Origin of the sequence: Sulfurivermis fontis (assembly GCF_004001245.1) — a bacterium.
GTDB lineage: Bacteria > Pseudomonadota > Gammaproteobacteria > Thiohalomonadales > Thiohalomonadaceae > Sulfurivermis > Sulfurivermis fontis.
The window spans coordinates 2,713,398-2,737,673 of the sequence record NZ_AP018724.1; the positions used below are offsets into that span (position 1 = coordinate 2,713,398).

22 protein-coding genes are annotated in these 24,276 nt (G+C 62.7%); 11 read left to right on the top strand and 11 right to left on the bottom strand.

The window, feature by feature from the left end:
- The first annotated feature begins 1 nt into the window (after position 1).
- From EP379_RS13560 to EP379_RS13585, 6 genes are all read left to right on the top strand, one after another.
- Positions 2–628, top strand: a complete 627-nt coding sequence (locus tag EP379_RS13560) for a 4Fe-4S dicluster domain-containing protein (RefSeq protein WP_127478310.1) — start codon at positions 2–4, stop codon at positions 626–628.
- An 11-nt stretch (positions 629–639) separates the two neighbouring features.
- The gene (locus EP379_RS13565; protein ID WP_127478311.1) at positions 640–1,548 is read left to right on the top strand and encodes a CoB--CoM heterodisulfide reductase iron-sulfur subunit B family protein; all 909 of its coding nucleotides are present in this window, start codon (positions 640–642) and stop codon (positions 1,546–1,548) included.
- Positions 1,549–1,873: 325 nt separating this feature from the next.
- A complete protein-coding gene (locus EP379_RS13570; protein ID WP_127478312.1) occupies positions 1,874–2,461 on the top strand; it encodes a c-type cytochrome in 588 nt (195 codons plus the stop codon).
- A gap of 18 nt (positions 2,462–2,479) precedes the next feature.
- Positions 2,480–3,778 carry an FCSD flavin-binding domain-containing protein gene (locus EP379_RS13575; protein ID WP_127478313.1) on the top strand — a complete coding sequence of 433 codons (1,299 nt, stop codon included), beginning with the start codon at positions 2,480–2,482 and terminating at the stop codon, positions 3,776–3,778.
- A gap of 101 nt (positions 3,779–3,879) precedes the next feature.
- Entirely contained in the window at positions 3,880–5,166 is a 1,287-nt protein-coding gene (locus EP379_RS13580; RefSeq protein WP_127478314.1) for a nucleotide sugar dehydrogenase, read from the top strand.
- On the top strand, positions 5,163–5,780 hold the full coding sequence (locus EP379_RS13585; protein ID WP_127478315.1) for a class I SAM-dependent methyltransferase: 618 nt from the start codon (positions 5,163–5,165) through the stop codon (positions 5,778–5,780). The genes EP379_RS13580 and EP379_RS13585 overlap by 4 nt, the downstream gene beginning before the upstream one ends.
- 140 nt (positions 5,781–5,920) lie before the next feature.
- On the opposite strand, the gene EP379_RS13590 is transcribed toward EP379_RS13585, so the two are convergent.
- The 11 genes from EP379_RS13590 to aprB form a co-directional block, all read right to left on the bottom strand.
- Positions 5,921–6,460, bottom strand: a complete 540-nt coding sequence (locus EP379_RS13590; protein WP_127478316.1) for a hypothetical protein — start codon at positions 6,458–6,460, stop codon at positions 5,921–5,923.
- A 32-nt stretch (positions 6,461–6,492) separates the two neighbouring features.
- Positions 6,493–8,127 carry a hypothetical protein gene (locus EP379_RS13595; protein ID WP_127478317.1) on the bottom strand — a complete coding sequence of 545 codons (1,635 nt, stop codon included), beginning with the start codon at positions 8,125–8,127 and terminating at the stop codon, positions 6,493–6,495.
- Positions 8,124–9,791: a thiamine pyrophosphate-binding protein gene (locus tag EP379_RS13600; RefSeq protein ID WP_127478318.1), complete on the bottom strand. Its 1,668-nt coding sequence runs from the start codon at positions 9,789–9,791 to the stop codon at positions 8,124–8,126. The genes EP379_RS13595 and EP379_RS13600 overlap by 4 nt, the downstream gene beginning before the upstream one ends.
- 75 nt (positions 9,792–9,866) lie before the next feature.
- Complete coding sequence (locus tag EP379_RS13605; protein ID WP_127478319.1) at positions 9,867–11,057, bottom strand: NnrS family protein; 1,191 nt, start codon at positions 11,055–11,057, stop codon at positions 9,867–9,869.
- Positions 11,058–11,379: 322 nt separating this feature from the next.
- Entirely contained in the window at positions 11,380–12,093 is a 714-nt protein-coding gene (gene tsaA, locus EP379_RS13610) for a tRNA (N6-threonylcarbamoyladenosine(37)-N6)-methyltransferase TrmO (protein ID WP_232023914.1), read from the bottom strand.
- Between the two features lie 99 nt (positions 12,094–12,192).
- On the bottom strand, positions 12,193–13,431 hold the full coding sequence (locus tag EP379_RS13615; protein WP_127474685.1) for an ISL3 family transposase: 1,239 nt from the start codon (positions 13,429–13,431) through the stop codon (positions 12,193–12,195).
- A 152-nt stretch (positions 13,432–13,583) separates the two neighbouring features.
- On the bottom strand, positions 13,584–13,865 hold the full coding sequence (gene ppnP, locus EP379_RS13620; RefSeq protein ID WP_127478321.1) for a pyrimidine/purine nucleoside phosphorylase: 282 nt from the start codon (positions 13,863–13,865) through the stop codon (positions 13,584–13,586).
- A 187-nt stretch (positions 13,866–14,052) separates the two neighbouring features.
- Positions 14,053–14,487 carry a hemerythrin domain-containing protein gene (locus EP379_RS13625; protein WP_172600495.1) on the bottom strand — a complete coding sequence of 145 codons (435 nt, stop codon included), beginning with the start codon at positions 14,485–14,487 and terminating at the stop codon, positions 14,053–14,055.
- A gap of 7 nt (positions 14,488–14,494) precedes the next feature.
- A complete protein-coding gene (locus EP379_RS13630; protein WP_127478323.1) occupies positions 14,495–15,382 on the bottom strand; it encodes a YkgJ family cysteine cluster protein in 888 nt (295 codons plus the stop codon).
- 166 nt (positions 15,383–15,548) lie between these two features.
- Positions 15,549–17,561, bottom strand: a complete 2,013-nt coding sequence (gene aprA, locus EP379_RS13635) for an adenylyl-sulfate reductase subunit alpha (RefSeq protein WP_127478324.1) — start codon at positions 17,559–17,561, stop codon at positions 15,549–15,551.
- Positions 17,562–17,591: 30 nt separating this feature from the next.
- Entirely contained in the window at positions 17,592–18,065 is a 474-nt protein-coding gene (gene aprB / locus EP379_RS13640) for an adenylyl-sulfate reductase subunit beta (protein ID WP_127478325.1), read from the bottom strand.
- A 477-nt stretch (positions 18,066–18,542) separates the two neighbouring features.
- Between aprB and soeA the strand changes: the two genes are divergently transcribed.
- The 5 genes from soeA to EP379_RS13665 all read left to right on the top strand — a co-directional run bounded on the left by soeA (position 18,543) and on the right by EP379_RS13665 (position 24,157).
- Positions 18,543–21,434, top strand: a complete 2,892-nt coding sequence (gene soeA, locus EP379_RS13645) for a sulfite dehydrogenase subunit SoeA (RefSeq protein WP_127478326.1) — start codon at positions 18,543–18,545, stop codon at positions 21,432–21,434.
- Between the two features lie 133 nt (positions 21,435–21,567).
- A complete protein-coding gene (locus tag EP379_RS13650; protein WP_127478327.1) occupies positions 21,568–22,296 on the top strand; it encodes a 4Fe-4S dicluster domain-containing protein in 729 nt (242 codons plus the stop codon).
- A gap of 88 nt (positions 22,297–22,384) precedes the next feature.
- Positions 22,385–23,371 carry a dimethyl sulfoxide reductase anchor subunit family protein gene (locus tag EP379_RS13655; protein WP_127478328.1) on the top strand — a complete coding sequence of 329 codons (987 nt, stop codon included), beginning with the start codon at positions 22,385–22,387 and terminating at the stop codon, positions 23,369–23,371.
- A gap of 136 nt (positions 23,372–23,507) precedes the next feature.
- A complete protein-coding gene (locus EP379_RS13660; protein ID WP_127478329.1) occupies positions 23,508–23,747 on the top strand; it encodes an AbrB/MazE/SpoVT family DNA-binding domain-containing protein in 240 nt (79 codons plus the stop codon).
- On the top strand, positions 23,747–24,157 hold the full coding sequence (locus EP379_RS13665) for a type II toxin-antitoxin system VapC family toxin (RefSeq protein WP_127478330.1): 411 nt from the start codon (positions 23,747–23,749) through the stop codon (positions 24,155–24,157). The genes EP379_RS13660 and EP379_RS13665 overlap by 1 nt, the downstream gene beginning before the upstream one ends.
- Positions 24,158–24,276: the final 119 nt, after the last annotated feature.

Sequence of the window (24,276 nt, forward strand, 5' to 3'; positions counted from 1 at the left end):
GATGAGCGACATGAATCAGGCGATGGTCGAGAAGTACCGCTCCAACTTCCTCAAGGAAGTCGAGGCGAACGTCGAGGAAGGCACCTGGGTCAAGATGTGCATGCAGTGCGGCGTCTGTTCGGGCTCCTGCCCGCTCGGCCCGCACTGGGAGCATCCGCCCCAGGAACTGTTCATGATGATCCGTGCCGGCAAGCGCGAGGAAGTACTGTCCTCCAGTTCCATGTGGATGTGTACCTCCTGCTACAACTGTATCGCGCGCTGCCCGCGCGGCCTGCCGATCACCCACATCATGCACGGCCTGGCCAGCTACGCGAAGCGCCTCGGCCTGGCGCCGAACCGCCAGCCGACCAAGGAATTCGGCCAGATCTTCTGGGATTCCATCGCCAAGAACGGCCGCGTCAACGAGCTGAAGATCGGTGTTGGCCTGTACTTCATGAACGGTTTCAGCCAGGGCATCAAGAACGCCCTCGCCGGCCGCGAGCTGGGCATGGCCATGATGAAGAGCAAGCGCATGAACCCGATGGAGTACTTCGGCGGTCACAAGTGCAAGGACCTCTCCGGCATCGCCAAGATGCTGAAGAAGGCCGAAGAGTTCGAAGCGGAGCACATCACCAAGTTTGGTGAGTGAGGAGAAGACTGATGGCCAAGAAAGAGTTCTATTCCTTCTATCCCGGGTGTTCGTCCCAGCCCAAGGCGTCGGCTGACAACTTCCTGCGCTCATCCAACGCCATGTGCGATGCGCTGGGCATCAAGCTGAAGGAGATCGACGACTGGAACTGCTGCGGCGCCTCCATCGGCTATGCCGGCGGTGGCGAAGTGCCACGCCTGTCCCTGTCGGCGCGCAACATCGCCCTGTCCCAGCAGCAGAACGGCGACGCCGACATCGTCGCCCCTTGCGCCGCCTGCTGGATCGCCACCCGCGAGGCCCAGGAGCGTGTCGAGCACAATCCCAAGGTCAGTGCAGGCATCAACGCGGCGCTGGCCGAGATCGGCCTCAAGGTCGAATCCGGCAAGATGCCCAAGGCCCGCCACATGGTCGAGGTACTGGTCGAGGACATCGGCCTGGATACCATCGCCAAGGGCGTGACCAAGCCGCTGGAAGGCGTGAAGATCGCCGGTTACGTCGGCTGCCAGACCAACCGCCCCTTCGGCATCGCCGGCGAGTCCTTCGAGAATCCGCTCTATCTCGATCACATGATCGAGGCCTGCGGTGCCCAGGCGGTGGACAAGTACGAAAAGAAGGTCGCCTGCTGCTCCGGCGCCCTGATGTTCTCCGAGCCGGAAAAGGGCCATGCCCTGGTCAAGGAAATCATCGAGGCGGCCTACGACGGCGGCGCCGACATGATCGTCACCCCCTGCCAGTTGTGCCAGATGAACGTGGAGTCTTATCAGAGCAACATCAACAAGACCTACGGCACCAAGTTCAACATCCCGGTGGTCTACTACACCCAGCTTATCGCCGTGGCCTACGGCAAATCGGCCCAGGAAGCCGCACTGGATGGCCAGATCATCCGTGCCGGCAAGCTGGAAGACATCGCGAACAAATAACAACAAGCCTTTTCAATGAGGCTTACTGCCCCGCTCCGTGCGGGGCTTTTTTTGTGCAACGAAAGCTGCTGTTTCGCCGTCAGGGCCGCATCCCTGCAAGGCCTGTCCTCTGCTTGGCGCCGCGCCTGGCTACCCACGCCCTTTTGTCCCGACTTATTGCCAAATCTCCCCCATCGCCGGCATACCTGCCATCACCTGTCACTCCTGACTGTCATAAAAATTTTATCCTTTGAATTTTTCTGCATACAGGTATTGTGGTTATCGGCGTCCGCCAGGATACCTATGCAGAAACATAAAACGATCAAAGCAAAGGAGGAGTTTGAGAATGGGGTCCATAACACTATTCAAGAAAATGGTCTTTGCCGGAGGGCTGGCCCTGAGTGGGGCGGCATGGGCCGCCACGCCTTCCGCCGTCATGCTCGCCAACACCTGCGCCGCCTGCCACGGCACCGGCGGCTCCAGCATGGCGCAGATCCCGAGCCTCGCCGGTGCGCCCGCGGAATACTTCGTGGACACCATGAAGGCCTTCAAGAGCGGCGAGCGCAAGGCAACGGTTATGGACCGCGTGGCCAAGGGCTACTCCGATGAAGAGATCGCGCTGATGGGCGATTACTTCGCCCAGCAGAAACTCACCCCCATGAAGCAGGGCTTCGACAAGGCCAAGGCCAGCCAGGGCCAGCGCCTGCATGACAAGTTCTGCGAAAAGTGCCACGAGGACGGCGGCCGCAAGCCGGATCAGGGCGGCGTCCTGGCCGGTCAGTCGATGACCTATCTCACCTTCACCATGGCCGATTTCCTCGACGGTCAGCGCACCATGGACAAGGACATGAAGAAGAAGGTCGATGAAATGCTGAAGAGCCACGACAAGTCCAGTGTCGATGCCCTGATCCATTTCTACGGCAGCCAGCAATAAACAGTGGGGGAGAACACAATGATTTCACGTCGTAACTTCATCAAACTTTCCGGCGGCGCCGTTGCCGTCGGTACCCTCGCCGGTTGTGCCGGCGGTATGAGCCGCGGCGGTGCCGGCGGCAAGGTGGTAGTGGTCGGCGGCGGCCCCGGCGGTGCCACGGCCGCCAAATACCTGCGCATGGCCGATCCCTCCATCGAGGTCACCCTGATCGAGGCCAATCCCAAGTACTACACCTGCTTCATGAGCAACGAAGTACTGGGCGGTGATCGCGATCTCGACTCCATCACCTTCGGCTACGACGGCCTGCGCCGCCACGGCGTGCGTGTTGTGCACGACATGGTGACCCAGATCGACCCGGCCACCCGGAAGATCATGACCAAGAGAGGCGCCACCTTCTCCTATGACCGCGCCATCGTCTCTCCGGGCATCGACTTCAAGTGGGGCGCCATCGAGGGCCACAGCGCCGAACTGGCGGAAAGCACCATTCCCCACGCCTGGAAGGCCGGTCCGCAGACCGTCGCCCTGCACAAGCAGCTGCTCGACATGAAGAACGGCGGCACCGTGGTCATCGCCACGCCGGCCGGCGCCTTCCGCTGCCCACCGGGGCCCTATGAGCGCGCCAGCCTGATCGCCCAGTACCTCAAGCGCCACAAGCCCAAGTCCAAGGTCATCATCATGGATTCCGGCGACAAGTTCGCCAAGCAGGGCCTGTTCATGGCCGGCTGGAAGAAACACTACGGCTACGGCACCAGCAACAGCATAATCGAGTGGGTATCCGGTTCGCAGGGCGGCAAGATCGAAGGTGTCGACGGCAAGGCCATGACCGTGCAGGGCGCGGTGGACAAGATCAAGGCCGACGTCATCAACGTCATCCCGCCGCAGAAGGCCGGCAAGATCGCCTTTGACGCGGGCCTGACCGATGGCGACTGGTGCCCGGTCAACAAGAAGACCTTCGAGTCCAAGATCCACGCCGGCATCCATGTCCTGGGCGACGCCAGCAACTCGGCCGGCATGCCGAAGTCCGGCTACAGCGCCAACGTGCAGGCCAAGGTCTGTGCCATGGCAGTAGCCGATCTGCTGGCCGGACGCGAGCCCGGCTTCCCGTCCTACATGAACACCTGCTACAGCGTGGTGGCGGAAGATCACGGCATCTCGGTCAGCATCGTCTACACCTTCGACGAGGCCAAGAACGAGATCGTCGCGGTCAAGGGAGCCGGCGGCGTTACACCGTCCGATGCCAGCGCCGAGGCCCTGCGCCGCGAGGCCCACTATGCTCACGGCTGGTTCGCCAACATCACCAACGACATCTTCGGCTAAGACCGCAAGATACGGTGACCTCCTTAAACGGGGCCGTAAGGCCCCGTTTTTTTTCATCCCTCATCCAGTAAAATGCCCGCCATGTGCGCGGAACACACAGCATGAACAGCACCATCGCCATCGTCGGCCTGGGCTATGTAGGCCTGCCGCTCGCCGTGGCCTTCGGCAAGCGCGGCCCCACCCTCGGTTACGACCTTTCCGCCACGCGCATCGAGAGTTATCGACGCCACATCGATCCCACCGGCGGAGTCACCACTGCTGAATTGCAAGCCGCGACTCAGCTCACCTGCAGCACCGATCCGGCCCTGCTCGCGCGCGCCGATATCATCATCATCACAGTCCCCACGCCGGTGGACAGCGCACGGCGGCCCGATTTTGCGCCACTCATCAGTGCCTCCGAGACCGTGGGCAAATACATGCCGCGCGGTGCGCTCGTCATTTACGAATCCACCGTCTATCCCGGCGCCACCGAGGAGATCTGCATCCCGGTGCTGGAGCGCGCCTCGGGTCTGACATGGCAACAAGACTTCCACGTCGGCTACTCCCCGGAACGCATCAATCCCGGCGACCAGGAACATACCCTCAGTAACACACTGAAGGTGGTGGCCGGCGACAGTGCGGCGACATTGGAGCGCGTCGCCGCACTGTACGAGCAGGTGGTCAACGCTGGCGTGCACCGCGCCAGCAGCATCAAGGTGGCGGAAGCCGCCAAGGTCATCGAGAACACCCAACGCGACCTCAACATCGCGCTGATGAACGAGTTGGCGCTGATCTTTGATCGCCTCGATATCGACACCCTGGAAGTTTTGGAAGCGGCCGGAACCAAATGGAATTTCCTGCCTTTCCGCCCCGGCCTGGTGGGCGGCCATTGCATCGGCGTCGATCCCTATTACCTGGCGCACAAGGCCGAAATGATGGGGCATCATCCGGACGTGATCCTCGCCGGCCGTCGCATCAACGACAGCATGGCGGCCTTCATCGCGCAACAGACGGTGAAGCAACTGATCAAGGCCGGCAGCGCGGTAAAAGGTGCGCAAGTCATCGTTCTCGGCCTCACTTTCAAGGAAAACTGCCCTGACCTGCGCAACTCCAAGGTGGCCGACATCGTGCGCGAGCTGAGCGACTTCGGCTGTGTAGTGTACGTGCACGACCCGATCGCCGAGCCGGACGAGGCCATGCACGAATACGGCATCACGCTAACGCCGTGGCAGCACCTACCGCGCAACGTCGATGCCATCATCGCTACCGTCAACCACCGCAGCTACCATGAACTACCACTCGCCGAACTGCTCGCCCACCTCAAGCCCGGCGGCGTCTTTGTCGATGTGAAATCCAGCTACGACGTTCATGCGATCCGCCACGCCGGCCATATACTGTGGCGACTGTGAGCATCGAAGCCTACTACGCGCTGTGCGCCCAATTGGGTCTCACCCAGGGTATCCCGTATACGCCGCAGTGGTCCGCCGCACCCGATTTCCTGCAACTCATCGTCGACCATGTACTGACTGATAAGCCACAGACCATCGTCGAATGCGGCAGTGGCCTCACCACCCTGATGCTGGCGCGCGCCTGCGCCCTGAATGGAGGCGGTCATGTCTACAGCCTGGAGAACGACGCCGACTATGCTGCCAACACGCGCAGCGAGATCAGCCGCTATGGACTGAATGAATACTCCGCCGTGTTGCACGCACCCCTGATACCCCGCACCATCCACGAGCGGAATTATCGCTGGTATGACGTCTCGCAACTGTCCGTACAAGACATCGACATGCTGGTCATTGACGGCCCACCCGGCTTCATCCAGCAACACTCGCGCTATCCCGCGTTGCCGCTGCTGCTCGAATACATGAAGGATGAGTGTACGGTATTCATGGACGACGCAGCGCGGCCGGATGAAATGGAAGTGGTGGCGATGTGGCAGACGCAGTACCGCAACACCACGCACACCTATCTGGCATTGGAGCGCGGCTGCGCAATAGTGCAGATCCGGCGCAGCAGATGAAACAGTCCATGGCGTTCTGGCCCACGCTCATGAGCCGGAATAGCGCAGCCCTCGCGGCACGACACCTCGCCGGCAATGCCAGGAGTAAGCCTGCGGCAAGAACCTGGCGTAAAAACAACTGCTCATACCCGATGTAACCATCAGCTTGGCGAGGCATTATGCCGCAAGTCCCATTCGGCCAGGGCGGCGGTGAGGTCACCCTGGGCGCCGATCCAGTGCCAGAAGTGGCGGAAGTCTTCCCGGGCGTTTTCCAGGCGGAAGTCCATCTTGTGGCGCTTGTCCTTGAGGAAGAGGGCGATGTTGGCCTCGACGGTGGCGATGTAATCGTCGGCGATGGCCGCGCGCGTGGCGCGCTGCGTTTCATCGTGCAGCAGGATGCCTTCGCGGTAGGCCTTCATGATGCCGAAGTCGGCGCGGCGCACGAAGCTGGCGGCGACCCTGGCACGGTCGCGGGTGAGGTGCACGTAGTAGGCGTTGTCGCCGTAGGCGGCGTCGAGGCGGCCGAGCAGCCAGGACAGGCGGTTGTCGGCCTCGATGTGGTGCGGCGGATAGGCGAGGCGCGCGGCGCCGAGCAGCTGCACGCGGGATTCGTGGCCGGCGCTGTAATTGCCGATGTGGCGGCAGGCCTCGATGAAGGTGGTCGAGCCGCAGCGGCCGGTATTGAGAATGAATACGTTCATGTCGTGTACCGGATGTTTCTGCGCTGAGCAGTTTATATCCCCTTTCCCTCGGGGAGCGGTGAGGGCTGCGGGAAAGGGACATCAGCGTGCGTCACGGGGTCGCCGCGTTGCTCGAAAGCCTGGCCGAGGACGGAGCGCCAGGCATTTCGATCTTCAGGATAGCGCCTGAGCGCATCGATGATGGCGGCTGTGCGTGCCTGACGGCGGGATAGGTCATTGACCTGCTGCCAGGCGCGGGCCTCGTCGCCGAAGTTGTGTTGCATGTTGGCGATGAACTGCCCGAACAGCTGCCTTGCCCCGGCCAGCTCATCCCGCTGCTGCCACCAGCCAGCGTCACTCTCGTACAAGCTGCGCAGCTGCGCGATCTTCGCCACGATCTGTTGATGCTTGTGACCATACCTGGCGTGCATCTGCGCCTCCACTTCGCCGACCGTGCGCGTCAGCTCATCTTCGGCCGGAGACACCGCCGGATAACCCAGGGCCGTCAGCCGTTCCATGCTGAACAGCATGACATCGCCGAAGTATTGCCGCTCGAATTCGCCGGACAGATCGATCTGCGTCTGTGCACGCTCGATACCGGGGCGGAATTCGGACTGGCCCAGCCCCTCCACCGTGCGGCGGTGCAGCATGGGCAGGTTGGCCGAGACGAAGCCCGCGCCCAGTTCGGCCTTGATGATGCGTCCCAACGTCGGTCCCGCCATGCGCAGCCTGAGGCCAGCGAAGGGGATGAAGTAGTCCAGACAGTCCGGGGTGAAGACGTAATTGCCGGTGTAGATGGTGCGCGCCGGGGTGAGGGTCCCCAACAATTCGGCCGGCTGATACACACTGCGACGCGTCGGGTGTTCGCCGTCGAAAAAGCGCGCCAGCCGGGCGGCGAAATGGATGAAGCAGGCGACGTGATCATGCGCACCGCGCAGGTGGCAGTGATAACGGAACGCCTCTGGCGCCTTGAAGCCGAACATGTCCGCCATATCATGATAGGCGGCATCGGCGGCGGGGCGCCGCGCCGTATGGAAGGTACATGGCGCCTGCGGCGTGCAGCGCGCCATATCGGCCAGAAACGCCATGACATCGTCGAGGAAGTTGCCCGCCATCACCGCCGGCGACACCGGCGGGTCGCCGACCACCTTGCCGGTGAGGATGCGCACCGGCGTGGTGGAGAATATCTGGTCGAGGCCGTTCAGGTAATCGACGGCGTATTGCTCCTCCTCACCGGCGGCCGTGGCCAGATTGACGCGAAACTCCTGGTCGCTGTCGAGAAACCAGATCAGCTGCCGGCGTCCGTCCTGCACCTGGCGGCGCAGCCAGAGATAGGCGATGTTGCGGGTGATGGAGGCGCCCTTGTGGGCGTAGCTGCCACCGTCGCCAATGATGCCGGCCAGTTGCATGCGTAGTGGTGCAGGCAGCGAGTCCACCAGTGCGCGCTGCGCGTCCGGGCCGAGGTGGTGCACAGCGATGCCCTGCGCGGTGACGGACGCGGCGATGGCCCGGTGCTGCTCGATGCTGCTGGCGTCGCGGCTGTCCTCCGCCACCAGCACCATCACCTTGCCGGCATAGGGATAGCGGCGCTTCAGCTCCAGCAATGTATGCAGGCAGTCGGACAGGTGGCGCGGACGATCGGCGACGGGGATGACGAGGGTGATGTCGTGGGGGGCGGGCGCAGTCATCGCCGCGATGAATAATTGGGAAACAGATTCTTGTCGATGACGATTTCGATCAGGTTGATCGAATCGCGCAGGTCGCAGTGGGCGAACAGCGCATCGACATCCATCATGCCCTCCACCCGCTGGTAATGAATGCCGAAGGAGCGGGCCAGCAGTTCGAAGTCGGGATTCACGAAGTCGCAGCTGATGAAGCGCTGCTGGTAGTGCTGGTGCTGGTTCTTGCGGATCAGGCCCATGGTGGCGTTGTTGAACACCACGACATTGAGCGGGATGCCGTAGTTCACCGCCGTCATGATCTCCATGGCGCACATCTGGAAACCGCCGTCGCCGATGATGGCGAAGGTCGGTCGCTGCTCGATGAAGCGCGCGCCGATGGCAGCCGGGATGGCATGCCCCAACGAGGAAATGCCGGAGTTGGGGTAGTAGCGGTTACCGCTCGCCACGTTGTAGAAGTTCTGCGCGAAGATGATGTTGTCGTCGAACACCTGCACGCCGCGCGGGAAGTTCTGCTCCAGCGCACGGAAGAAATACTCCATCAGGGCAAAGCCGGACTGGAAGATGGCGTAATCGCTGGTGACGGCCGCCTTGGAGCGTTCGATTTCGCCGCGCAGGCGCGCGAAGCTGGCGGCCTCGGCCTCGCGGCCGTCGAGATAGGTCAGCACACCTCCCAGCACCACCTTGATATCGCCGTGGATGGCGAGATCGGCGGGAAACACCTTTTCCAGCTGCGCCGGGTCGAGATCGACCTGCACCACCTTCTTGCCGCCGAGCAGGGCCGGGTCCCACAGGTAGCTGGTGCGCTCGTTGAAGCTGGCGCCGAGAAACACCACCAGATCGGCCCGGTCCACCACATAGCGGTAGGCGTGGCCGCTGGAGGTGACGCCGAGGCTGCCGAGGGCCAGCGGCGACTGCTCGCTGATCACGCCCTTGGCCTTGAGGCTGGTGGTTACCGGCACGTTGAGCAGGGCCGACAGTTGTTCCAGTTCGCCCTGCGCGCCGGCGCGCAGGCAGCCGTAACCGGCGACCATCACCGGGCGTTCGGCGGCCAGCAGCATCTCGGCCAATTGTTGCGCCGGCTGGGCGCATTCGCGCTGCGAGCGTGTGTGACGGCAACTGTGGATGCGCTCGAGCAGATTGGCATCGACCAGTTCCCGCTGCACGTTGTAGGGAAAACTGAGCAGCACCGGGCCGGGCTGATCGGACAGCAGGATCTTCGCCGCCTGGTTGAGCACGTTTTCCAGATAGTCGGTACGCTCGACGATCTTGTTGTAGCGCGTGATGCCCTTGAACAGCGACACCTGATCGATGCTGCCGCCCTCGCCCGAGCTTTCCTGCAGGCCGCCCTTGCCGAAGATGTGGGTCGAGGTCTCCCCGGTCAGCACCAGCACCGGCAGCTTGTCGGCATAGGCGTTGGCGATGCCGGTGACCAGATTGGTGGCGCCGGGACCGGCGGTGGTGATACAGGCGCCGATCTTGCCCGAGGCGCGGGCATAGCCACCGGCCATGAAGGCCGCGCCCTGCTCGTGCTTGACCAGTACGGTCTGAATCGGCGAGTCGTACAGACTGTCGTAGACCGGCAGGATGTGCGCGCCCGGCATGCCGAAGATGGTTTGCACCCCCAGGCGTTCCAGGTAGCGGACGATCAGTTCGCTGACGGCTATTTTCATCGGGTCACAGAGTCGCGGTAAGACCCGCAGTGTAACCGAAACCGCGCGGCAGAATCACACAGCGGTGCCGCCAGGCTATCCCGGCCTGCCATCGATGCGCGGCCTGAGCAGCATCAGGCCATAACTCCACACGAACAGTGCAAACGCCACCGACCAGAACACCGCAGACAGCGCCACGGTGAGCGCGTAGGACGGCAGCAGCAACGGCAGGAACACGCGCAGCAACGCCGCCACATAGAGCAGCGCGAAGGCCCACGGCATTGCCGGAGGTGTGCTCAGCACGCGACCGGTATGCCCCAGCGTGACACGCGCCATCATGCCGAGGGTGATGCCGCCGATGCCGCCAATGGTGGCGGCGTGCAGCGCCAGCAGCGTCCCCGCGCCGCTGGCGGCTGCCACCGCCTTGAGCAGAAGCCCCAGCACCAGCCAGGCATACCCCACCTGCAGCACCCACACCAGCGGCACGCGCCAGATGGCATGGGTATACCAGCCGGACAGGCGCACGCCGTTGACCACGGCGGCGGTGCCCGCCGCCAGCGCCACCAGGGTCGGCTGCGGCAGGACGCCTTCGATCAGCGCCAGGGCCAGCACGCTGAGCGGCGCCGCTATTTCGACCCAGCGCCATTCGCGCCGCACGAAGCCGGTCGTCACCCCCTTCTCGGTGAAGAAGGGAATCACCCGCCCGCCCATGATCACGATGATCAGCAGGATCATGCCGACGGCGAGGTAAGTACCTGCCGTCGCGGTGTGTGCGGTCATGCCGAGCAGTTGCAGATGCACCAGCCCATTGCCCAGGGCCAGACCAAGCAGAATGGCGACGAACATCAGGCTCTTGTAATGCCGTCCCTTCAACAGCGGCAGCAGTAAGGCGAGCGCGGCCAGCGGCAGAAAGGCCAGGTCCACCGCCGCGGTGAGCCAGGGCGGCGCCGGCAGCAGCGCCAGCACGCGACCCGCCAACCACAGCAGGGCCAGCAGTGCCAGGGGAACGCCGCGCAGGGTCTGCACCCCGGTCCAGTTGCGCGCCGCAGTGAGCAGGAAGCCGACGATCACCGCCGCCGTGTAGCCGAACAGCATTTCATGACTGTGCCAACCGATGAAGCCGTAGTAGCCCGCACCAGCGGGGCCATGCGCAAAGACATACCCCCACAGGGAAACCAGGATTACTGCGCCGATACCGGCCAGCAGAAAGAATGGCCGAAAGGCAAGCTCGAATGGCGCCCAATGGCGCGGCGTGCGCGACGGATCAGTGATACCCACGATGGCCATGTTCCACCTCGATTGTTGTATGGGCAAGAAATGCGGGTGGTGCGCGGCGAAGCAATCTGCCTTTAGGGAAGTTCTGAATAAGTTCAGAGCTTCCGCGGCACAGGGATGTGCCGCCATTTTTCAACGACGATAAGTCGTTGAAAAATGAGGCCAAGCGAAAATCACACTTTTCGCTTGGCGTGGTTTTGTCCACGGATGGACTTATGTCGCGCAGCCCAGGGAGGGGCGGGAGCGACCTGAGAAGTCCAGGATGGACTTATTCAGACCTTCCTTAGTGGTAACTGCGCGGCCATTGCGCCGCGGGCAGGCGGACCCGCCTGCTCTACGCAGGGTCGATGGCAATCACCTGCGCGGTATCGCCCTCGACTCGCCAGCGCACATTGCAGTCGAACACGCGCACACCGTAGATGCGTCCCGGCTCCTCGTCGCCGCGATAGGCCGGGCGCGGGTCGTATTGCAGCATCTGCACGATGAATTCCCGCAGCGGCGGCCGCTGTACGCACACTGCCTCCGCCTCCGGCGCAAAGGCCACCTGCAGGCGCGGCTGCGGTGCGCCGGCGGCAAAACCCGCACGCGCCGTGGGCACGCTGTCCACATAGGGTACATACGGCTTGATATCGAGCACCGGCGTGCCGTCCATCAAATCGGCACCGCGCAGTTGTAACAGCAAATGCCCCTGCTCGCGTTTGATGCCGATCAACTCCACCACGGAAAGTCCAATGGGGTTGGGGCGGTGGGTCGCGCGCGTGGCGAACACGCCGAGCCGCTGATTGCCGCCCAGGCGCGGCGGCCGCACCGTCGGCGACCAATCGCCCTGGCGCACGCCGTGAAACACGAAGGTGATCCAGAGATGGGAGAAACCCTCGAGACCACGCACCGCCTCATCACGGTCATAGGGCGGCAGCAGCTCCAGCTGCGACTGCGCCGCGCTCATCAGCCCGCTCTGACGCGGAATGCCGAATTTTTCCTTGAAGGGGGAACGGATGACGCCGATGGCGTCGAAGGTGAATCGGGCAGGAGAGGGGACTTCACTCACCGCATCAACACCCCACGGCCATAGCGGCGCAACGACGCTAAGGCAGAAGGCATCCGCAAACAAACGCAAATGGGTCATCACCTAATCGAGTGGGTTGAATCACCGATTTCTCATCTGAGCGGGGTATAGGTCAAGGCCGCCGAGATGGAAGTAGATGGCAGTACGGAAACGCTCCCGATTGCGGAACCCCCGCGCCCGGTTCTTCATGTGCTGGATGCGGCTGTTGATGCTTTCGGCATGGCCATTGTGTACCTTCAACACCACGGCATTGATGATGCCCCACAGGTGCTTCTTGATCGTTGCGGCGGTTTTCTTCACCGGCTCCAGTCGGCTGCGTACAGCCCAAGACAGCCAGCGCGTCCAGCCCTTGGCCGCCCAGGTGCGGCTGTCGTAGTGCCACAGGCCCATGGCGAATTCCTTGATGGCCCAGGCCCGCGCCGTTTTCAGGCTGCCATCGCGCAGTGCACGAAAGCGGTTCTGCTGCGCACGCGTCATGTTGGCCGGGTTGGTGAGCCAGTCATATTTGCTGCCCTTGAGGCAGTCCTCGCCCACGGCCAACAGGGAGCGATGCTCCTGTCGCCGTACCTTGTCCACCGCATCATTCAGGTACTTGGCGACATGAAACTTGTCGAAGGCGATTTTCTCCCGCGCCTGTGGGATGTGCGCCTCCGTGGCGCTGATATAGGCCGGCCACATGTCCATCGCCACCGCCTTGATGTTGGCCTTCTGCTCATCACTCAGCCCGGCATAGTAGGCCGACAGGCTCTCCGTCTTGCGGTCGTCCGCCACGTGCAGCACGACGCCACGTTCCTGGTCAGTCACCACGGTCACGTACTCGTGGCGCCGGGCGAAGGCGGTCTCGTCCACGCTCAAGTATTCCGGCGCTTGGCTCTCACGGCGGGACAGCCCGCGCTTCACCGCGCGCTGCATCACTCTGTCGATGGCGCCCCAACTCAGCTTCAATTGTCGCGCCACCGCCTGCGTGCTCGCCTCCTTCAGCCAGTCAATGAGCAGCGCCTCGAACAGCGCCGTGAAACCCGAACCCGGTTCTGCCCACGGGACCGCCACCGTGACCACCCCGTGCTCTGCACATTGCACCCGCGGCACGTCCGCTTCCAGCACCGTCTTGTACTGGCAGGTGTCCAGATGGCGCCATTGCCGACGCCTGCTGTCGTAGCCGGGGCTGGGGCGTCCACAGTGCGGACAGCTCCACGTCACTCCCGGCTCCGGGACCACGTGAATCCGAACCTCCTCGGCATCACGCAGCAACTGCACATCGGCCACCTTCCACGGCGACCGTAAGCCAAGAATCTGGGCGTATAGGTCTATGTCTCTCATGACTCAACAGGGTAAGCTACCCACTCGATACGGGGAAGAGCCACGCAAATAAACGCCAACCGGGACGGCGCGCCCCTGCGGGAATTTGCGTTTTTCGCGTTCATTTGCGGACTCTGTTGTTTCGCAGCTCTGTGCCAGGGGCGCTCATGCCATCAACGGAACTGGCACAGATAGGCGCTTTCCACCAGCGCCTTGATGCCGAACTTGCTGTTGGCGGGCACGTGGAACTTCTCGCCGGCGTTTACTTCGCGCCAGCCGCTCTCACCGGGCAGCGACACCGCCACCTTGCCGGAGACGATACTCATGATCTCCGCCTTGCCGGTATTGAACTCGTACTCGCCCTGCGCCAGCACACCGACGGTGGCGGCGCCTTCCGTCTCGGTGAAGGAGATGGACTTGACCTTGCCGTCGAAATACTCGTTTACCTTGAACACTCTTGGCTCCTCAAACAAACGTGGTTGGATAAGTCAGATACAAGATTAGAGAGGGAAGATGCAAGGGAAGGCGTGCGCCGCACGTACGGCCATTTCAATTCTTAAGCAGCACGAGCGCAGCGAGTTCATTCCCTTGTAACTTGTAACTTGTAACTTGTATCTCTGATTTCTTGCCGGTGTGCGCACCCTACAACGGCGCAAAATGCTTTAGCAAACGCTGGAGCTGGGTTTCCGGCAGCGCCGCCTCGATCGCCGGAAACAAATCGTTTTCCTCGAAGCGGATATGCTCGCGCAGGGCAGCGGCCAGGGCTTGCAACAGGGGCAGCGACGGTGCGACCAATCCCTCCTCGATCTCATCGATCAGGGCGCGCATATGCACGTGCTGACGCAGGGTCTCCACGATCAGCGGATGGTCCGGCGCGCTGTAGCGCGCAAACAGCGGCAGCAGCCACTCTTCCTCGGCGACGAAGTGCGGGCCGATCTCCGTCCGCCAGGCGGTCAGCAGATTCTGCGCCGCCCCCCGCAGGTCGCTGTCCGCCGCCAGCTTGCTCACCCGCCGCGCCAGCACCAGACCGCTGTGGTGATCGCTGGAGAGCTGGCGCAGGGCGGCGTGGCGTTTCATCGTGCCGTCAGATGAATTCCAGCGCTTCGTCCGCCGGATCGTAGACGCGGCGCTTGATCTGCATCTCCTGCAGCTCGCGCAGACGCTGCTCGCGCACGCGCACGGCATCTTCCCGCGCCGCGATGGTGACCTCACCGAACATCACCTGCTTGAGGAAACGGAAGCCGAAGTGCATCAGCTCCAAATCGTTCTCCATCAGCTGCTTGTTGGTGGCATCGTCCAGCTCGAAGGAGTTCTGGAACCCCTCGGAGCGCACGAACTCGCGGAACAGGTCCACGTCGTAGCAGGCCATGAAATACAGCTGGCGGCTGCGCAACGAGGGCTTGCCGATGGTCGGGCCGGAGGACATCTTTTTCAGGATCAGCTGGCGCCAGCCGCGCGACTGCTCGTCGTATTCGGCGACGCCCTGCTCCTGGCGGTATTCGTCGATGGTCAACGGACGGTCGACCTCGTGACCCTTGCAGTGCGGCTCCTTCACCAGGGCATAGGAACTGGTATCGGTGTATTCGTCCTGCTTGCGCATGGCGATCAGCGCCACCGGGTAGTAGCGGCAGGCGGTGGGACGATCCTCGTACACCGAACAGCCTTCCGGGCGCATGAACTGGCAGGCGGTGCCGTTTTCCACCGGCTTGAGCTTGACGCCGGCGATGCCGTCCTTCTCCAGTTCGAACGGGAAGGTGTACTGGCGCAGGAAATCGCTGGAGCTGAGGCCGAGGCGCGTCTTCAGGCGCAGCACGTCATAGGGCGTCAGCGTGATATCGATATTGGCGCAACAGGCGTTCCAGCAGCCGATGCCCTTGTGGCAGCTGAAACTGATGGTCTTGTTGCCATCGTACAGCTTGGGCATCACCGGACTGGTGGGAAACGGGGATTCGGTAAACGGGGTATCAGCCATGGGTACATCCCTCAATGAAACAGCCGGGCAAGGATACTCATGCGGCGGCCCCGGCGCCACCCTGCATATTGGATAGGCGGCCATTGCCGGCACAACCCGGCCCTGAAAACAAACCGGGCGCCTTGCGGCGCCCGGTTCGCAGTTCCATCTACTGCCTGGACGGCACTTAGTGAGCAGCCGCCTTGAACAGCTTGGACTTGTCCACCAGGTCCACGTGGGCGCGCTTGAACACGGTCCACTGCTTGGTGTTCTTGTCATAGATGGAGTTCACGAAGCAGTGCCAGTTCTCCTCATCGACAAAGTTCTTGTCCATGCGGTAGTAGAAGCCCGGGTAACGGGATTCTTCACGGAACTGGATGTGCTTCATGTGAGCTTCCGCGGTCAGGATGCGGTGGTAGTTCTCCCATGCACGCAGCAGCTCGTGCAGGTCCTTGGCACGCATCTTCAGCGCGTCTTCCTTCAGCATGCCCAGCTTCTCTTCCGCAACCTTGAGCATGTGCTCGTTGGTCTTGTAGTAGGTGGCCACGCCCGCAACGTACTCGTCCATGATCTTCTGCAGACGGAACTGCAGCATCTTCGGCGTGATGTAGTTGGGGTTGACGTCGATGGCGGTGGTGTAGTCCTTGTACTGCAGGTAGGTGCGTACCGGACGGTAGATCTCTTCCACCAGCTCGTCCACGGAGGTGTCCAGCTCGGGGGTCCAGTCCTTGTTGTCGATGACGTACTGCACCATGGCCTTGGCGGCCAGACGGCCTTCGGCATGGGAGCCGGAGGAGAACTTGTGACCGGAGGCGCCCACGCCGTCACCGGCGGTGAACAGACCCTTGACGGTGGTCATGCCGCGGTAGCCCCAGTTCCAGCCCTTCGGCAGGTGAGCGGGCACGCCCGGCAGGGCCTCGTCGGTGGGCGCACCCACGTCGGTCGGACCGGAGGTCCAGATACCGCAGCAACCGGAGTGCGAACCCAGCAGGTACGGCTCGGTCGGCATCAGCTCGGAGTTCTTCTTCTCCGGCTCGACGTTCTCACCGACCCAGATACCGCACTGGCCGACGCACATGTCCAGGAAGTCTTCCCAGGCTTCAGCCTCGAGGTGCTTCACTTCGCGCGGCGACAGGGTTTCGCGCAGCTTGGCGAGGGCGGTCACGGTATCCATCCAGATGGGACCGCGGCCTTCCTGCATCTCCTTCAGCATCAAGTGGTTACGCAGGCAGGAGGCGGGCACGGCAGCCTGGCCGTACGGCGGGTAGTCGTTCAGCAGCTCCTTGTTCTTGGCCATGTACACTTCGCCGAAGGCGTTGGTGGCCTGGGACTTGAACAGCAGGAACCAGGCGCCGACCGGGCCGTAACCGTCCTTGAAGCGGGCGGGAACGAAGCGGTTTTCCATCATGGTCAGCTCGGCGCCGGCCTCGGCAGCCATGGAGTAGGTGGAGCCGGAGTTCCACACCGGGTACCAGGCGCGGCCGGTGCCTTCACCCACGGAACGCGGACGGAAGATGTTCACGCAGCCGCCGGCGGCCAGCAGGATGGCCTTGGCCTTGTAGACATACAGCTTGTGCTCGCGGGTGGAAAAACCGACGGCGCCGGCGACGCGACCCTTGTCGTTCTTGTCGTTGACCAGCTTGACGATGAACACGCGCTCCTGGATGCGCTCGGAGCCGAGGGCCTTCTTGGCGGCCTCAGCGACGATCCACTTGTAGGATTCGCCGTTGATCATGATCTGCCACTTGCCGGAACGCACGGGCTTGCCGCCGTCCTTCAGCGCGGGCAGGCCCTTGGAGCCGTCGTGACGCTCGCCGTTCTCGTCGGTCTTCCAGATGGGCAGGCCCCACTCTTCGAACAGGTGCACGGACTCGTCGACGTGGCGGCCGAGGTCGTAGGCCAGGTCGTCACGGGTGATACCCATCAGGTCGTTGGAGACCATGCGGGCATAGTCCGCCGGATCCTGCTCGGGACCGATGTAGGTGTTGATGGCGGACAGACCCTGGGCCACGGCGCCGGAGCGGTCCATGGCGGCCTTGTCGACCAGCTTGATCTTCATTTCGCGGCCCAGCTTGGCTTCAGCCGCCTTGGCCCACGGCATGATTTCGTAGGCGGCGCCGCAGCAGGCCATACCGCCACCAATCAGGAGGACGTCTACCTCTTCCTGAATTACTTCCGGATTACCAAATTCACCAGCCATTGTTTGCTCCTAATTTCGTCAGGTCCGTAATTACTTGCGGATCAGCTCGGCCGGGTTGCCGGCGCGGTAGCCCTTCTGCTCCATATGGTTGAAGAAACCGGCCTCGCCGATCTTCGCCAGGTCAGCAGCCGGCTTGCCGCCGTACGGGTCGATGGAGCCTTCCGGAGTGGTACGGATGGGGAACTTGAAGCGCTTCATGGTGCCGTTGCGGAACTTGATGGTCCACATGATGGAATCGGAACCACGCAGCGGCTGCACGGAGCCGCCCAGCGGGACGATGTCGGCATAGTGACGGGCCTCGATGGCCTGCTGCGGGCAAATCTTCACGCAGGAATAGCACTCCCAGCACTGCTCGGGCTCCTGGTTGAAGGCGCGCATGGCGTGGCCGGTTTCGGAGCCGTCCTTGTCCAGCTTCATCAGATCGTGCGGGCAGATGTACATGCAAGCGGTCTTGTCCTGACCCTTGCAGCCATCGCATTTGTCGGTACGTACAAATGTCGGCATTTGTTGTGCTCCTTATGTGTTAACTGCAGTTGAGAATCCACACCGCGACGCGGCATCCAGTCGTTGTGGCGCTCCTCGAGCGCTGCGCAAGCAACTGCTGGACATGGCCCCTGTCACGATCCGGCCGCATGCGGCCCAGACCCTGAGACACCCAAACGGAACCATCCAGTCCTAGGGACCGCTACCTTACTCGGCTAGCCGGGGGGTGCCAAACAGAAGTATCTTTCGCTGGCATAAGTGGCCTTTATTGTTTGCCAAATGCCGGATTTTCTATTCCCAATGGGATAGACGACGGCAGGAGGGACTACATTTAGGGATGTATAACGAGACAGTCGGGTTTTGATATATTAGAAAAAAGCGATATTTTGTTAGACCCATTCTAATAAGTCCAAAGGACAAGCCACGAGGTCCGCGCGGGCAGTATAGCGCGGGCCTCTTGTTTTCTGGCCGGTATTTAACTTCAGCGCGAGTGACACTATGAGTGAGTCCCCCAACAAGGCGGCCGGCGGCCGCGTCGAAGTAAAAAACACCACATGCTATATGTGTGCGTGCCGCTGCGGCATCCGCGTCACCCTGCGTGACGGCGAGGTGCGGTATATCCAGGGCAATCCCAACCACCCCCTCAACAAGGGCGTGATCTGCGCCAAGGGCAGCTCCGGCATCATGAAGCAGTACTCGCCGGCGCGCCTGACCCGCCCGCTGCGCCGCAAGGCCGGTGCCGAGCGCGGCGCCGGCGAGTTCGAGCCGATCTCCTGGGAAGAGGCCTTCGCCACCATCGAGGAGCGCCTGGCCCACATCCGCGCCACCGACCCGAAGAAGTTCGCCCTGTTCACCGGCCGCGATCAGATGCAGGCCCTGACCGGCCTGTTCGCCAAGCAGTTCGGCACCCCCAACTACGCCGCCCACGGCGGCTTCTGCTCGGTGAACATGGCCGCCGGCCTGATCTACACCATCGGCGGCTCCTTCTGGGAGTTCGGCGGCCCGGACCTGGAGCGCGCCAAGCTGTTCGTGATGATCGGCACCGCCGAGGACCACCACTCCAACCCGATGAAGATCGAGTTGGCCAAGTTCAAGCGCAACGGCGGCCGCTTCATCTCCATCAACCCGGTGCGCACCGGCTACTCGGCCATCGCCGACGAATGGGTTCCCATCAAGCCGGGCACCGACGGCGCCCTGCTGCTGGCCCTGATCCACGAGCTGATCAAGCAGGGCCTGTACGACCGTGACTTCCTCACCCAGTACACCAACGCCGCCGAGCTGGTGAACCTGAACCCGAACGACCCGGAATACGGCATGTTCGTACGCTTCGAGATACCGCCGGAGGAAGGCTGCTTCGACCCGCAGAACAAGCTGTGGTGGGACCGCGAGCTGAACAAGCCCATCTCCACCCACACCCCGGGCGCCGACCCGCGCCTGCTGGGCGAATTCAAGCTGTCCGACGGCACCCCGGTGAAGCCGGCCTTCCAACTGCTCAAGGAACGCGTCGAGCAATACACCCCGGAATGGGCCGCCGACATCACCGGCATCCCGGCCGACACCATCCGCCGCCTGGCCCATGAGATGGGCATCACCGCCCGTGACGAGAAGATCGAGCTGCCCATCGCCTGGACCGACGTGTGGGAGAACGAGCACAAGTCCGTCACCGGCAACCCGGTGGCCTTCCACGCCATGCGCGGCCTGGCCGCCCACTCCAACGGCTTCCAGACCATCCGCGCCCTCGGCATCCTGATGACCATCCTGGGCACCATCGACCGCCCGGGCGGCTTCCGCCACAAGGCGCCGTTCCCGCGCCCGATCCCGCCCTGCCCGAAGACCCCGACCAAGCCGGAGGATGTGCAGCCCAACACGCCGCTCAACGGCATGCCGCTGGGCTGGCCGGCGGACCCGGACGACCTGTTCGTCGACGACCAGGGCAACCCGGTACGCATCGACAAGGGTTTCTCCTGGGAATACCCGCTGTCGGTGCACGGCCTGATGCACAACGCCATCACCAACGCCTGGCGCGGCGACCCGTACAAGATCGACACCCTGCTGATCTTCATGGCCAACATGTCGTGGAACTCCACCATGAACGCCGAGCAGGTGCGCAAGATGCTCAACGACAAGGACGAGAACGGCGAATACAAGATCCCGTTCCTCATCGTCGCCGACGCCTTCCAGTCGGAAATGGTGGCCTTCGCCGATCTGGTGCTGCCGGACACTACCTATCTGGAACGCCACGACGTCATGTCCATGCTGGACCGTCCGATCTCCGAGTTCGACGGCCCGGTGGACTCGGTGCGCATCCCCGTGCTGCCGCCCACCGGCGAGTGCAAGCCGTTCCAGGAAGTGCTCATCGAGATCGGCTCGCGCCTCAAGCTGCCGGCCTTCGTGGATGCCGCCGGCAAACGCAAGTACCGCGACTACCCGGACTTCATCACCAACTTCGAGACCGCCCCCGGTTCCGGCATCGGCTTCCTCGCCGGCTGGCGCGGCAAGGGCGGCGAGAAGCACATGCGCGGCGAGCCCAACCCGAACCAGTGGAAGATGTACGAAAAGAACAACTGCGTGTTCCACTACGAGATGCCCAAGTCCTACCAGTACATGCGCAACTGGAACCAGGGCTATCTGCAATGGGCGCAGTCCAACGCCTTGACCCGCTACGCCGAGCCGATCAACTGCCACATCTACTCCGAGGTACTGCAGAAGTTCCGCCTCGCCGCCCAGGGCAAGACCAACGGCCGCCAGCCGCCGGAACACCTGCGCAAGCGCGTGGAGACTTTCTTCGACCCGCTGCCGTTCTTCTACGAGCCGCTGGAGTCGCAGTTGTCCGACAAGCACAAGTACCCGCTCAACGCCGTGACCCAGCGCCCGATGGCCATGTACCACTCGTGGGACAGCCAGAACGCCTGGCTGCGCCAGATCCACACCTACAATCACCTCTACGTGCATCCATCCGTCGGCGCCGCCGCCGGCTTCGATGACGGCGACTGGGTGTGGGTGGAATCGCAGTGGGGCAAGGTGCGCTGCCTCAGCAAGTTCTCCGAGGCCGTGGAGCCGGGCACGGTGTGGACCTGGAACGCCATCGGCAAGGCCGCCGGTGCCTGGAACCTCGACCCGATGGCCAACGAGTCCAAGCAGGGCTTCCTGCTCAACCACGTCATCAGCGAGGAGTTGCCACCGCACGACGCCGGCGATCATGTCTCCAACTCCGACCCGGTCACCGGCCAGGCCGCCTGGTACGACGTGCGCGTGCGCGTCTACAAGGCCGGCGATGAGGAACCGAAGGAAACCTTCCCGCAGTTCGACCCCATGCCGTCCGCACCGGGCACCCCGCCGCGCCGGCCGTGGCAGAACTACTTCGCGGGCCGTTTCCAGAAGAAGGCGTGAGGCCAACGACGTTAAACGCAAAGGCGCGAAGGCCGCAAAGATCGCAAAGGGAAATGAACGCCAAAAGCCGCACTCGCATTCTTTGCGGCCCTTTGCGCCCTTTGCGTTGAAAGCTTTTAAAAGGTTAAGAGAAATGACTCAACTAGCACTCGTAATCGATTTGAACGTCTGCGTCGGCTGCCACGCCTGCGTGACCTCGTGCAAGCAGTGGAACACCTCGTCGGAGAAGTCCGGCCCGCTGTTCGACGATCGGCCGTACGGACAGGACCCGACCGGCACCTTCTTCAACCGCGTGCAGACCTACGAGATCGGCTGCTTCCCCAACACCGAAACGCTGCACTTCCCCAAGAGCTGCCTGCACTGCGAGGACGCCCCCTGCGTCCCGGTCTGCCCCACCGGCGCCAGCCACAAGCGCGCCGAGGACGGCATCGTGCTGGTGGACTACGACAAGTGCATCGGCTGCAAGTACTGCTCCTGGGCCTGCCCCTACGGCGCGCGCGAATTCGACGAATACCAGAAGGTGATGAAGAAGTGCACCCTCTGCGTCGACCGTATCTACGACGAAAAGCTGCCCGAGTCCGAGCGCAAGCCCGCCTGCGTGCTGGCCTGCCCCACCTCGGCGCGCCTGTTCGGCGACGTGCACGATCCGGAGTCGCAGGTGTCGGTGGCGATCCGCGAGCAGGGCGGTTACCAACTGATGCCCGAGTGGGGCACCAAGCCGGCCAACCACTACCTGCCGCGGCGCAAGACGCGCATGCACATCCACGAGGATGAGCTCAAGCGCACCGACAACCCGCTCAAGAAGGAAGACATCCGCCACGGCACCAGCGACGACGTCACGCTGGACGACTGGCTCATGTAAAGAAGTCGCAAGTTGCAGGTGGCAAGTTGCAAGAAAACGGCAACCCCACTTGTAACTTGAAACTTGCAACTTGTAACTGGAGTTCAAAATGCATCCGGCATTCTCGGTAATCTTTCTGACCACCCTCATCGGCGTCGGCCAGGGCCTGTTCCTCGCCCTGTTCAGCGCCCAGGCCTACGGCATGGCCAAGCTGCTGCCGGCACAAAGCGGCAGCTTCTTCGCCAACGGCAGCTTCCTCGCCCTGCTGTTCCTGCTCGGCGGCCTGTTCGCCGCGGTGTTCCACCTCGGCAAGCCCAGCTACATGTTCACCCGCGCCTGGCGCGGCATGACCCAATGGCGCACCTCCTGGCTGTCGCGTGAGCTGATCGCCATGCCGGCGATGATGGGTCTGACCTTCCTCTACGCCGTGTTCCACTGGTTCGGCTGGGACGTGGACCTGTTCGGCTGGCATGTCACCGGCCAGTTGTCCCTCGTCGTCGGCATCGTCGGCGTGCTCGCTGCCATCGCCCTGTTCGTCTGCACCGGCATGATCTACGCGGCGGTGAAGTTCCTGCAGGAATGGGCCAGCCCGCTCACCGTGGTGAATTATTTCCTCCTCGGCAGCGCCTCCGGCTTCACCTGCGCCACCGTCTACGCCTCCTACCAGGGCGTCGAGCAGGAGCTGGTGCACTTCTTCGGCGGCTGGGCCATCGCGCTGACCGTACTGGGCTTCGCCACCCGCGGCTTCTCCCTGCTGCGCAACGCCCGCATCAAACGCAAATCCACCTTGCAGACCGCCATCGGCGTGCGTCACACCCACATCCAGCAGAAGGCCATGGGCATGATGGGCGGCTCCTACAACACCCGCGAATACAGCCACGGCAAGACCGGCGCCTTCCTCAAGTCGGTGAAGTGGCTCTTCCTGGTATTGGTGTTCGTGGTCCCGGTCATCCTGCTGGCCCTCGGCCTCAGCGCCGACCACAACGCCCTGCTGCTGCTCGCCTTCATGACCCAGTACGTCGGTCTGCTGTTCGAACGCTGGTTCTTCTTCGCCCAGGCGAACCATCCGCAGAACCTGTACTACCAGACCATCTGAGCAGTCCGCTGATGCAGCAAAGAAAAAGGCGCCGCAAGGCGCCTTTTTCTTTTCCCGACCGGGCATCGGGCATCATTGCACACCCGACATCCAGGTATTACACTCTGTTATCAAGTAATACCCGAGGAGGTTTGCCATGCCGACAACACTTACCAGCAAGGGCCAGGTGACGATCCCCAAGCAGATTCGCGACGCCCTGAATCTGGAGCCGGGGTCCAGGGTCGATTTCACCGTCAACCGCGATGGCGAGGTGGTAATACACAAGGTCGATGCCCGTCCGAGTCGCAAACACGACCGCTTCGAGGCAGCCCGCGGCAAGGCCGATGTGAAATGGCGCACCGACGAGCTGATGGCACTGCTGCGCGGTGAGGAGTAATGCTACTCGTCGATACCAACGTCCTGGTTGATGTTCTGGAGGACGAGCCGGGCTGGGCCGACTGGTCCATCAACCAGTTACGGGCGCAATCCAAGGTTCATCGCCTGGCCATCAATCCGATCATTTATGCCGAATTGTCGCTAACCTTCTCCACCGTCGAGGCCCTCGACCAGGCCATCAACGATCTCAGACTCACGATGATCGAGTTGCCGCACCCAGCACTGTTCCTGGCCGGCAAGGCATTCGTGCGCTACCGCCGACAGGGTGGCACGAAGGGTAACGTGCTGGCGGACTTTTTCATCGGTGCCCACGCCGCCGTCAGCGACTATCCATTGCTGACGCGCGACACAGGACGCTATGCATCCTACTTTCCGAGCGTGCGATTGATCACGCCGACGGATGACGACTAAGGAAATGCAACACTAACGGAAATCGTAGTACGTCCCCGATTGTCCCCGGTGCGCACGGAGCTTTGGCATTTGTTGTAGTATCTACCCACGCTGACCACAGCATTGGCCGCTCGCCCCCC